We start from the raw sequence: 11,551 nt of genomic DNA, 5'->3' as shown, positions 1-11,551 counted from the left end.
TCGAATACAATTATTATACAACATAAATTGAAAACTAACATATGGACTGAAATGTTATATATAACATTTGATTCCGACCCCGAACTGCGTGTGGAACTTCCGTGTGTCGCCACCCCAAAGGCAACGCTCCCGCAGGTTGGCAAGCAGGGCGATACGGTCTGCCACGTAACACTCCACATCGAGCGTCAGCGCACCGCCGTAGATGAAGGCGTCCCGGTCGTGCAGCGTGGAGCCGTCATGCAGCACCTTCTTCCCCCAATTTACCGCCTCATATCCGGCGAGAGCCGAAGCCCCGGCATAGACGAAAACAATCTTTCGGGCGTCCGACAGTATCTTGAAGTAATAGCCGCCCTCCGCCGTGAACTGCGCCACGGGTATCTTGGTGTCCTTGTAGGGATTGTTCTTCAACAGGTATTCGCCACCGAACACCCACTTGTTCCCCTTCTTCGTGTAGGTGGAGAGAGCCGCCCCGAAGCTGTACCCGCCGTCCTTGCCGCCGAGATTGAAGCCGTCCGCCATGTCCGCCCTCACCTCGATGCCCTGCATCTTCGGCAGACACCGCTGGGCGTGCGCCTGCCCTGTAAAAAGGGCAAGCGACGCGATGATTATTGCGATGTACTTTCTCATGGTCAGCGTACTTGAAGTTCGTTGATGGTACCCGCGCGTACCAAATCCTCGTTCTCAATCACGAAGGACTGGTGACGGCCGCCGTTCTTCTCGTTCAATTCCACCACGAGGCACTTGTCATCGGGGATGGTGAACTTCGCCATCGTGAAGACCGTGCGCTCGCTCTTTTTGTCCGGCACGAGGGTGGCGTAGTTCTGCGCGCGGAGCGGCAGAATAATCTGCTCCTGCACGGCAGTACGCTTCGCAACCTTCTTGTCCACGATTTTCCAAGTGATGTAGTCCACATCGAAAGGCACGTTGCTCTGGTTCTTTATCTCCGTGTGGAAATAAAGCAAGCCGTTGTGCGTGTAGATGCCTTTCAACAGGTATTGGATGCCGAAACGCTTGCAGCCGATATGCTTCACCTCGCGCTTGTTCTGTTTGTGGATGGACTTCATGATAAGGCGCACCAGCATCGGGCTTTCGCTGCCCAGCTCTTTCAGATAGATTTCCTGCGCGTTGTTCGGGCGGTTCACCGTGCTGCCGTCATGGATGAAGTCGCACATCTCCACGTTGAGCAACAGCGGTTCGGCGGCGTACTTCACGTTGAAGGTGTAGAAACTGCCGTCCTCCGTGATGACGGACATATTCGTTTCGTTGGGAAAATTCCTTACGGTAGCCTTCACACGGATGATGTTCTCCGCTCCGTCGGCTTTCCCGGCAATCAGGTCGGGCGAGCCTAAATCGACATAGCGCACCTCCGCCGGAAAAATGACGTGGACGGTCTTGTCGTAGGTCACTTCCAGACCGTGCGGCGGTATCATGCGGTCGAAGGTCAGCTTGCGTGACAGCCCGTGATATAGGTCGCCGTCCGCCTCCTTCTGCGGATAGACCTCCTTCGTCAAGGTCGGTTGTTCACTTCCGTTGGTCGTTTCAACGGTTACATTCTCCTGCGCGTTGGCAGTTATGATGCCCATAGCGAGGGCAAACATGATGATTACTTTTCTCATTACTTTTGGATTTTAGTGGTAATTTTTATTGTTTTCAATATTTTTCTTGGTAAAGCATGACCCTGTACCCGGCTTTCAGATGCACCTTGACGGTTCGCATCTTTTTGGCGATGTACTGGCTCGTGCCTTGTATCAGCCCCTTGCCCAAGTCGGAGGCGAGCTGCGCCCCGGCATTGGTGGAGATGTTGATGCTGCTTCCCAGCGAGCCGCCCATGTTGGCGGCGACCTCCCGGACGGCGTTCATCTCCATCGAGTTCGGGATGAAGATGCCGGGCTGTCCGTCCGTGTCATAGACCGCAAGCTCCACGGGGATAATCGTGCCGTCGTATTCCAGCGAGGTAATCTCGATGTCGAGCCGCTCACCCTGTATCTTGCCCGTGCCGACCACCACCGCACCCCGGGGTATTGTCCTGCCTGCCACCGCCATAGGCTCCAGCAGGCGCAGCCTTACCGTCTGCCCGTCCGTCACGCTCTGCGCCCCATGCACGCACGCCGGTATGGTGTTCCTGTCCAATACCTCCGCCGTGCCGACAGCCGTGTTGAAACCCCGGTTGCGTTCCTGCGATAAGGCGGCGACAAACTCCGCGTTACTCATAGGCTGTGAGAGTGAAGAAACTACTTGATGCTCCACCTGTCTGATAGGCATTGCCTTGTTCTTCTTCCCTTTCTGCACGGTAGTTGGCTCTGCCCTCTGTTCCGCCGATGGCTGTCCTCCGTTCTGACCGCCCATGTACTTTGCCGCCAGCTCGTAGGACTTCTCCATAAGAGCCACCTGCTCGTCCATAGAGGAAGCCTTGCCCCTCTCGCTTTCCAGTTCCGACTCCAGCGATGCGATGCGCTCCAACAATTCGTCCATCTCCGCATTGTCGTTTTTCGGCTGGTCGTAGAAGTTTCCGAGCGTGGCGTTCAGGTCACGGTAGGCGGCTGCGGAGGACTGGATGGTCTGCGGCGTGGCTGGCTTTGCCCTTTCTTCCTTGCCGCCCGGATTGGCGAGGTCGAAGTCCACTCCGTTCTCCGTTCCCGCTATCTCGCGGTCGAACATGTCGCCCAGCTGCCCGATGGCACGGTTGCGGCTCTCCTGACGCTCTTCCATCTCCCCATGCTCGTAGGCTTTCAGCTTGTCGCCGATAATCTGCCGGTTCGCCTTGTCAGCGTCGGGCATCTCGGTGTTGTATCCGTCCGTTCCCGGCGGTTGCTCCTTGCCGGAGGACGGGGCGAATATCAGCCACATCGCCCCGATGAACACCAACACCATAGCGGGCAGCACGATCATCTTCTGCCGTTTCAGCCGTTGCGCCTCTGTCAGCGGTTCGCGCTCCTTTTTCGGTTTCCCCGTTTCGGGAGCAGCTTTGTTCTCTTTCGTCGGTTCATTCTTTGTCTGTTCCATATAAATAAGGTGTTAAGTGATTGCCTGTTTCCGCCGGGGTCGGCAGTTCCACCCGTCCGGCGTGTCCCGTTTCCATATGTGAGCCGTCGTTCCTGCCGATGTCATAGACGGCTCTGCCGAAGGTGTAAAGGGCAAGCACCGCGAAGGCGGCGAACATCCCCAGCACGATGCGGCGGCGTGTTTCCGGCGGCAAGCCGTCCAGATACCCTTTGAGACTTGCCGCCAAGCGTTTCCGTTTGTCGTGGAGTTTCCAATACATGCCCCACATTGATTTTCTGATACTTTTCATGTCCTGTTACCGTTTGATAGTCTGTAAATCCTTGTTCTCAATGATGGTGAAACCCTCGATGGTAAAACCGTTCGGGTTGTCATCCGACCGCGATGCGTTCAGCAGGCGGCAGGTGGTCACGAGGCTGCGCTCGGTGACGTTGCTCTGCCGGATGATTTTCTGTGTGGCGTAGGTCACGGCACGGTAGGGATAGGCGTTGAAGTCGCACACCACGCTGTCCACCTTCAGCACTTGGTTGATGTTCCCGGCGATGATGCGGTTGTAGTACCCCTTCTCCGCGAAGTCCGAATAATAGTGGTACACGCTCTTGTCCGCCAGCAGCAAGGCACGTTTCACGTTGTGTTCAATCGCGCTTTTTTCAGGTGATAGCGTGAAGAACATCTCGTGGAAACGGCGCACATGTTCCCGTGCCTCCGCCGGGCGGTTCTGCGACAAATCCTGAGACAAGGCGAGCATCAGGCTCTTGCCGTTGTCCAGCACATAGATTTTCTCCCGTTGCTTCTCTGCGAAACGGTAGGAGTTCCACACGCTCCACACCGTCACCACGGCGCACAGCGAGAGGAAGACGATACCGAACAGGCGTATCTGCCTGAACGACGATTCGATGTTTCTAAGTGATTTGAATTCCATTTATATTTTCCAATTTATGATTGCACATTGATTATTTCAGCAATTTGCCGACACGTCCGACTGCGTTTCCTGCGGCTGCACCCGCCACGCTGCCCGCCATGCTTCCGGCTCGTCCCGCCATCTGGTTCACGTTGCGACCGTAACCGCCCATGCCTCCGGCTTGGATAATCCAGCCCGCAACGGTGGGAATGGTAAAGTAGCCGATGATGCCGATGCAGAGGAATACGATATACACCCCGTCGCTCGAATCCAGCGAGAAGTTCGGGTCTGCCTGCATCCGCTCGATGTCGTTTTGCAGCATCAGAACCTGTATCTTCGCCAGTATGGTGCTGAACATGTCCGATACCGGTAGCCACAGATAGACCTGTATATAGCGGCATATCCACTGCGTGAGCGTGTTTTGGAAACCGTCCCATACCGACAGGGCGAAGGCTATCGGACCGAGAATCGCCAGCACCACGAGAAAGAAGGTGCGGACGGTGTCTATCACGAGGGCGGCGGCTTGGAACAGCAGTTCGAGTATCTCGCGGAAGAAGTCGCGGATGCTCTTCTTCATGTTGTACATTCCCCGGTCGATATACATTCCCGCCATCGTCACCATGTCGGAGGGCGACCAGCCGAGTTCCTCCAGTTGCTTGTCAAATTCCTCGTTGGACACGAGGTAGGCGGTTTCGGGGTTGCGTACCATCGCCTCGTATTCCAGTTTGTCCTTCTGCTCCCGGTATCGGTTCATGTCCAGCGTTTCCGCCTCCAGCATCTTTGCCGTGCCCTGTACGACGGGTGAGAGGATGCTGTTTATCGTGCCCAGCACCACAGTCGGGAAGAACATGATGCACAGACCGATGGCAAAAGGACGGAGCATCGGGAATACGTCTATCGGTTCAGCTCTCGCCAGCGACTGCCATACCCGGTAGGCGACGTAGAACAGCGCACCCAGCCCGGCGATGCCTTTCGCCACACCAGCCATGTCCCCACACAGCGGCATCATCTGCTCATAAAGTGAACGTAAAATCTGATGAAGGTTGTCGAACTTCATAGGCTACCAGTATCTTTCGTTCATGTTCCCGTACAGCCCCATGATGCGGTCGAGGTCGTTCTTCTTTTTCGCACGCAGGTAACTCACGGAGATGTTCTTGTTCGTGTAGTAGCTCACGAGGTTGCGGTAACGCTTCATCTTCGAGTGGCAGCGTTCCACCACGTCCATGCGCTCCTTGTCGGTCATGGAGAGCGTGGTGATGTTCACCACGTTCCTGAGTTCCGTCAACACTTCGTTGCTTTCCTCCAGCAGTTTCGTGTAGCCGAAAGCGATTGCGGAAAGCTCTTCGGGTCTGAAATTCCCGTCACGGAGCATCCGTTGGAAACTGTTCACATAGATGTCTGTGATGTCGCCCACCATCAGGATGGTCTGCTGCACCTTGCGGGCGTCCTTGACCAGATTGTTCACCGATTTGAGGGCATCGTAATACTTCTTGCCCTGCTGATAGATTTTCACCGTCTCCTGAAAGTTGCTCACCATGTTCGTGGCGGTCTTGGAGGTATGGATGATGTTTTTGGAGGCATTGATGATGCCCTGCGCTAGATTGCCCGGATCGCTTACGACCCACTGTGCGCTTGCCCTGCCCGCGAAAAGCAGGCACAGGCAGATAATCATTGTTATTCTTGTTCTCATGTTACTTTGGATTTTAGTGGTTGTTATTCTTCGGTCGGATGTCCCGGCTGCGGCTTCACCCGCACATAGTCCCCGTTTGGCGAGAAAGTCAGCACATCCGTGGCCTCGTTGTAGGACACGTCGATGCGGAAGCCGGTGTTCATGAACAGGTTGCCGTTCTCCTCCTGCAAGAGATAGGTTTCCGGCTTGAGCTTGCGGCGCAGACCGCTACGACGGAACACCGTCACTTTGTAGGCTTCGCCCTCCTTGTAGATAAGCACGTCAGGTTTTCCCTCCACGCTCTCCCAGTTCCCGCACAGCATGTCGCGGCGGTTGTCGGCCACGTCGCAGGATTGCAGCATCATGACCGCCAATCCGATAAGGCACTTGCTGACTTGCAGCATTTTCACTTTTGGTAAATTCATACGCGTTTTTCTTTTTTGGTTGATACATTCTGTTTTTTAGTTATTCCTTGTTTCTCCGCCTTTCGGCAAGCTGCCGGATGGCGGCTTCGATGTCGTCGCCCAGCTTCTCCGCCAGACGGTAAACCTCCACTTTTTCCGTTTCCTCGGTGGTGTACGCGTAGGCTAAGCACCCAGCGCCTTGTCATATTTCTATGGTAGGTTTCCGAGTACTCGCCTCCGAACCGGACTTACAAGTCTCCCTGTATCCGGCTCTCCACTAATTAATTCAGTCTGATTCTTCGGTCGGGGTCTATTTTTGCATGACACTTTGAGCAGACAGCCAAAGTTTTTCGTCTTCGAGCTATCATTTTCTTTTCCCAGTCGGATTTACCTTTCAGGTCTTTAAGTTTGCGAACGTGATGCATTTCGAGTTTATCGGTAGCACCGCATAATTCGCAGACTTGGAGCTTCAGCCTTTCCATAAGGCTGTTACGTCCACCTGTTATGGAAACTGTCCGTGGAATAGTGTCACAGTAAATATTCCCTGCAACCTTTTTGCGTTTGAAACCATCATGATAAAATGATTGGTAAAGTGTCTTACCCTTACTATTTTCATATGCCACTTGGAAAACCTTGTTCTTTTTATATTTCAGAAGTATTTTCTTTACAGATGATTTGTATTTGTTCGCAAATACCTTATACATGCTGTATGACATAATGTGATAGAAAGAATTGATGACATAGCTGTTATTGGCTATTGAGTAGTAATTATAGAACCCTCGGATTTCGGCATTGAACTGACTGACTATTTCCAAGTCATCCAAGTTCAGCATGTACGTTCTGACGATGGATTTCCAAACCTCTTTGCCATTGACGACCGCGATTCTTGCGGCTTTATAATCAAAGAGTTTCTTCCGCATCGTTTCAAAATTCAGGTACAATACAGGCTTGTGTCCGAATGCACGAACCGTTTTACCGTACTTATCCTTACGTAAATCGTTACACCTACGTATAAATACGTCATATCCGAGAAATTTCGCTGGTTTCTGCGCATTGGTTATCAGTGTCTTTTCGTCTGACAGTTCCAGTTTAAGAGCTTCATTCAAATAATTCTTAATATCCTCTTTTACTGTTTTGCAGTCTTCAAGATTACCGGTAATTCCAATCAGAAAGTCATCCGCGTATCTCACGTATTTTAACCGTTTGATACTGCTGTCCATTTCATTACGTGCCGGATAGTTGTTCCGTTCTTCTCGTAGCCGCTTAATTTCGGCGGTCATCTGTTTCCTTACCTTTACATCTTTCTCATTCTTTAGTTTCTTTGCCAGTCGGTATCTTCGCTGTTCGTAGAGCTTGTATCGAGCGTCGCCTTTTCTTGTTACCCCTTTATTGAACCGATTGATGTATTCCTTGATGTACTTGTCGAACTTGTCAAGGTAGATGTTAGCCAGTATTGGGCTGATAATCCCGCCTTGCGGAGTTCCACTGTACGTTCTATGAAATACCCAGTCTTCCACATATCCGGCATTCAGGAATTTTCTGATAAGCCGCAAAAATCTCTCGTCGGCGATACGTTCCCGAAGAATATTAATCAGTACGTCATGATTGATATTGTCGAAGAATCCTTTAATATCGCCTTCAATAAACCATTTCACGGCAGTGAATGTCTTTTGTATATCTATAAGAGCAGTATGACAACTTCGTTTGGGACGAAACCCATGTGAAGTATGTTCAAAACTACCTTCATAGATTGCTTCAAGTATCATTCTGACTACTTCCTGTACCAGCTTATCATCAAAAGAGGGTATGCCAAGCGGACGTTTTTTCCCGTTTTTCTTAGGTATGTACGTCCTTTTGGACGGATTAGGCTGATAAGTCTCATTTTTAAGACTGCCAATCAGTTGTTCAACTCGGTCAATGCTCATTCCGTCAATGGTTTTACCATCGGCTCCTGCCGTCATGTTGCCTGTCTTGCTGTAAATATTCTGATAGGCTACATAAAACATTTCCTCGTTAAACAGCACTCTATACAGCCGCTCAAACTTATAGTTCAAGTTACCGCTGTGTTTACTCAGACTGTTCAACACATTTTCTGGATTTCTCATGTCTCTCACATCTTCCTTTAAATTGTTAAACTTAATTAGCTGCTCCCCTTCGCCATGTACAGGGCGTTACCCTGCTCAGACTACTATGGAAGCTCCGTTGCCATGCCGGATATTCAGGGGCAGACCCCATAGCCCTACAACTGGCTTTCCGGTTTAGGCAATCCCCGTTTAGAAATTTGACGACTATTTGGCTCGATAGATTGTCGGATACGACTTTCGTCCTTTACTACTTATGGTAGTTGCCTTGCGGTAAGTTTATGCTACTCCTGCTACGTGTCATCAGTGTAGTACCGCAACATAACGGTATAATTCCGAAGAATTATTCAACTGTCTTCCGTCATTGCCCAAGGATACGACTGCTCGGACTATCGTTCAACCAATGCAGGCTTTATCCTCATATCTATCATTTTAACTTGCCATTCGGTCGCAGCCTGACAGTTGGCTGACTTATGGCTTTACCAACGTGCTATGTTCCCTTGTGGGGTTTTCCCCTCCGGTTAGCGGTTGTTAATGGGCATTTTAAACACTTGCCCAGTCGCTTGCCAAAGCGACATTCGTCAAATTCCCTTTACGGGCGCACCAGATACTCTTCCGCGCTGACCTCCGTGGCATAGACCGCCGACTGCGTGCCGCCCAAGCCTATCCACACCTCCTTGTAGAGCCGTGAAGGGTTGTTCGCCATGTTGATGGAGAGTATCTGCGACTTCTCCTTTTCCGTCAGTCCGAGCAACGCCTGTATCTGGTCGAACTTGTTCATATATTTCCTTTGGTCAAGCAGGATTTTACAATCCGAGTTGTTGATAATGCTCTCTTTGACCACCGGAGAACTGATAATGTCGTCCACCTCCTGCGTCACCACGATTGCCTCGCCGTAATATTTTCTGACCGTCTTATACATATAGCGCAGATATTCAGCCATGTTCGCCGATGAGAGGGCCTTCCAAGCCTCTTCCACGATAAGCTGTTTCCGCACGCCTTTCAGCCGCCGCATCTTGTTGATGAAGGCTTCCATGATGATGATGGTCACGACGGGGAACAGTTCGCGGTTTTCTTTAATCGAATCTATCTCGAAGACGATGAACCGCTTGCCGAGCAGGTCGATGTTCTCCGTGGAGTTGAGCAGGAAATCGTAACGCCCGCCCCGGTAATACTGCCGCATGGTGGTGAGCATGTTGTCGATGTTGAAGTCGGACTTCTCCACCTTGATGTCACGCTGTGCCAGTTCCTTGCGGTAGTCGTCACGCATATACTCGTAGAAGGTGTTGAACGACGGCACGATGCTACGGTCGGATTGGATGCGCTCAATATAGGCACTCACGGCACTGCCCAGCTCGCCGCTCTCCGTCTTTGTCACCTTGTCGTCCTCCGACTTCCAGAGCGTCAGCAACAGGGTCTTGATGCTGTCCTTCTTCTCCACGTCGAAGATGTAATCGTCGGTGTAGAACGGGTTGAAGCTGATGGGCTTATCTTCCGTGTAGGTGAAATACACACCGTCCGCTCCGCCTGTCTTGCGTCGGATCATGCCGCACAAGCCCTGATAGGAGTTTCCCGTGTCCACCAATACCACATGTGCGCCTTGCTCATAATATTGGCGCACGAGGTGGTTCATGAAGAAAGACTTGCCGCTGCCCGAAGGACCCAGCACGAACTTGTTGCGGTTGGTCGTGATACCTCGCTTCATGGGCAGGTCGGAGATGTCAAGGTGCAGCGGTTTTCCCGTGAGCCTGTCCACCATCTTGATGCCGAAGGGCGAGAGCGAGCTGCGGTAGTTGGTTTCCTCTGTGAACAGGCACACCGCCTGTTCGATGAAGGTGTGGAAACTCTCTTCCGCCGGGAAGTCCGCCGCATTGCCGGGTATCGCCGCCCAGTAGAGTGTCGGGCAGTCGATGGTGTTGTGGCGCGGCACGCATTCCATGCTTGCCAACTGGCTGCCCACGTCGTTCTTGATATGCTTCAGTTCCTCCGCATCGTCGCTCCACGCCATGACGTTGAAGTGTGCCCGTACCGAGGTCAGTCCGTAGGAATGGGCTTCGTTCAGGTATTGGTCTATCCACTCGCGGTTGATGCTGTTGCTCCTTGAATAGCGAGATAGCGACTGCATGTTACGGGCGGACTTCTCGAACTTCTGCAAGGTTTCCTCACTGTTGTCTATCAGCACATACTGGTTGTAGATATGGTTGCAGGAGAGCAGAAGCCCCACCGGGGAGGCGAATGACAGTCGGCAGTCACTCCGGTCGGTGGAGAGCTTCTCGTAACGGGTGTCGGTAGCCACCTTGCCCGGCAGGTCTTCCGCGTCGGAGAGGGTGTGCAGACACAGGCGGTTGTCGCCGATGCGCATCTCCCTTGCCGAAAGCTCGATGTCCTGCAAGGTGGTGTCACCTTCCGGCATGAGCGAGAAGTAGCGTTCAATAAGTCCCGTCTTTCCCTCAGTACCCACAATCTCATCGGTGGAGAGGCGGCGCAGCCTGACAAGCCCGCTGTCGTTCATGATGCGCTCGAACTGTTCGCAGGCTTCCAAGAACTTGGTCGTGGTTTCCCTGTCCAGCTCCTTCGGGATGATATGTCCCCGGCACAGCGTGCTGAAATTGCTCTGCATCCGGTTACGCTCCTTTGTTGTCTTGGTCAGGTAGAGGTAGCAGGTGTGTTTCAGGTACGGACGCTCGTTGAAGTGACGCTCGAAAGAGCGGCTTAAAAAGCTCATGTCGTCCTTCTGAAGCTCCGGTTTGTAGCGTTCCTTGATGAACCAGTCCTGTTTGTGGACGACGGAGTAGTCCGGCAGCACCTTGATAGCCTTGCACCAGCAACTGTGTATCGCCTCGTACTCCGCACCCGTCACGGTGTAAAGTTCCGGTAGTTCCACCTCGAAAGCCACCGTGATGTCGGCGTCCTTTGAGATGATGCAGCCATGCTCCACCGCTAAAAGTGGGAACCTGTTTTCCAGTGTTGTCATTTTCGATGTATTCCTCATTGTCTTTCTTCCTTTCGTTGTCGTTTGAACAGACGGGTTATCCGCCGCCGGTTGATAAGGTATCGGGGATGGCTCCGTGCCGCTCCTAATTTCATCAGCCCGTGTTCACCGTACCGGGCGTTCAGCGCGAAGGTCTGCCATACAAGGAGGGAGGACGATGCCGCGCCGAAGCCGATACATATCCACTGGTCGATACCGACCATGTAGAGGATGACGAACAGGACGAAGAGAGCCAGCAGACCTCCGCAGAAGATGAAGAGGTACTGTGCCTTCAAGCCCTTGAACTCTACCGGACGGCCGATACCCTTGTTGATTGGGTATTCAGCCATACATTATTTATTAAAGGAAGAATGAGCGCAGGATGGTGGCGGCAACAATCAGGAAGATGCACGCGCCGAACCACGAGGCGGCTGTCTTGCTGGTGTCGGGGTCGCCCGATGAAAACTTGCCGATCGAGTAGGCAAAGGGAATCTCACCCTAAGCCTCTCACAGAACCGTACTTGA

At 52.4% G+C, this 11,551-nt stretch carries 11 protein-coding genes and 2 pseudogenes; all 13 read right to left on the bottom strand.

The window, feature by feature from the left end:
* Nucleotides 1-54: 54 nt before the first annotated feature.
* Nucleotides 55-627, bottom strand: a complete 573-nt coding sequence (locus DW173_RS23115) for a conjugal transfer protein TraO (RefSeq protein WP_064976123.1) — start codon at nt 625-627, stop codon at nt 55-57.
* A 2-nt stretch (nt 628-629) separates the two neighbouring features.
* A complete protein-coding gene (traN, locus tag DW173_RS23110) occupies nt 630-1,616 on the bottom strand; it encodes a conjugative transposon protein TraN (protein ID WP_120145307.1) in 987 nt (328 codons plus the stop codon).
* Nucleotides 1,617-1,650: 34 nt separating this feature from the next.
* Entirely contained in the window at nt 1,651-3,003 is a 1,353-nt protein-coding gene (gene traM / locus DW173_RS23105) for a conjugative transposon protein TraM (RefSeq protein WP_004291521.1), read from the bottom strand.
* Nucleotides 2,984-3,292: a TraL conjugative transposon family protein gene (locus DW173_RS23100; protein ID WP_004291520.1), complete on the bottom strand. Its 309-nt coding sequence runs from the start codon at nt 3,290-3,292 to the stop codon at nt 2,984-2,986. The genes traM and DW173_RS23100 overlap by 20 nt, the downstream gene beginning before the upstream one ends.
* A gap of 6 nt (nt 3,293-3,298) precedes the next feature.
* A complete protein-coding gene (gene traK / locus DW173_RS23095; RefSeq protein WP_004291519.1) occupies nt 3,299-3,922 on the bottom strand; it encodes a conjugative transposon protein TraK in 624 nt (207 codons plus the stop codon).
* Nucleotides 3,923-3,953: 31 nt separating this feature from the next.
* Nucleotides 3,954-4,958: a conjugative transposon protein TraJ gene (gene traJ, locus DW173_RS23090; protein WP_004291518.1), complete on the bottom strand. Its 1,005-nt coding sequence runs from the start codon at nt 4,956-4,958 to the stop codon at nt 3,954-3,956.
* Nucleotides 4,959-4,961: 3 nt separating this feature from the next.
* The gene (locus DW173_RS23085) at nt 4,962-5,591 is read right to left on the bottom strand and encodes a DUF4141 domain-containing protein (RefSeq protein WP_004304283.1); all 630 of its coding nucleotides are present in this window, start codon (nt 5,589-5,591) and stop codon (nt 4,962-4,964) included.
* Nucleotides 5,592-5,614: 23 nt separating this feature from the next.
* The gene (locus tag DW173_RS23080; protein ID WP_004291516.1) at nt 5,615-5,995 is read right to left on the bottom strand and encodes a DUF3876 domain-containing protein; all 381 of its coding nucleotides are present in this window, start codon (nt 5,993-5,995) and stop codon (nt 5,615-5,617) included.
* A 40-nt stretch (nt 5,996-6,035) separates the two neighbouring features.
* Nucleotides 6,036-6,152, bottom strand: a pseudogene (locus tag DW173_RS24460) (TraG family conjugative transposon ATPase); the annotation flags it as partial.
* Between the two features lie 103 nt (nt 6,153-6,255).
* Entirely contained in the window at nt 6,256-8,079 is a 1,824-nt protein-coding gene (locus DW173_RS23065; RefSeq protein ID WP_005680466.1) for a reverse transcriptase/maturase family protein, read from the bottom strand.
* A gap of 568 nt (nt 8,080-8,647) precedes the next feature.
* Nucleotides 8,648-11,047, bottom strand: coding sequence for a TraG family conjugative transposon ATPase (locus DW173_RS23060; protein ID WP_004324014.1), 2,400 nt, complete (start codon nt 11,045-11,047; stop codon nt 8,648-8,650).
* Nucleotides 11,044-11,376: a DUF4133 domain-containing protein gene (locus DW173_RS23055; protein ID WP_004291514.1), complete on the bottom strand. Its 333-nt coding sequence runs from the start codon at nt 11,374-11,376 to the stop codon at nt 11,044-11,046. Before DW173_RS23055 ends, DW173_RS23060 begins: the two co-directional genes overlap by 4 nt.
* 10 nt (nt 11,377-11,386) lie before the next feature.
* A pseudogene (locus DW173_RS23050) lies at nt 11,387-11,497 on the bottom strand (DUF4134 family protein); the annotation flags it as partial.
* Between the last annotated feature and the right edge of the window lie 54 nt (nt 11,498-11,551).

This window comes from Bacteroides sp. AM16-13 (assembly GCF_003602705.1).
GTDB lineage: Bacteria > Bacteroidota > Bacteroidia > Bacteroidales > Bacteroidaceae > Bacteroides > Bacteroides xylanisolvens.
Note: the sequence above shows the minus strand (reverse complement) of the source record. Positions and strands in the feature narration are given on the sequence as shown.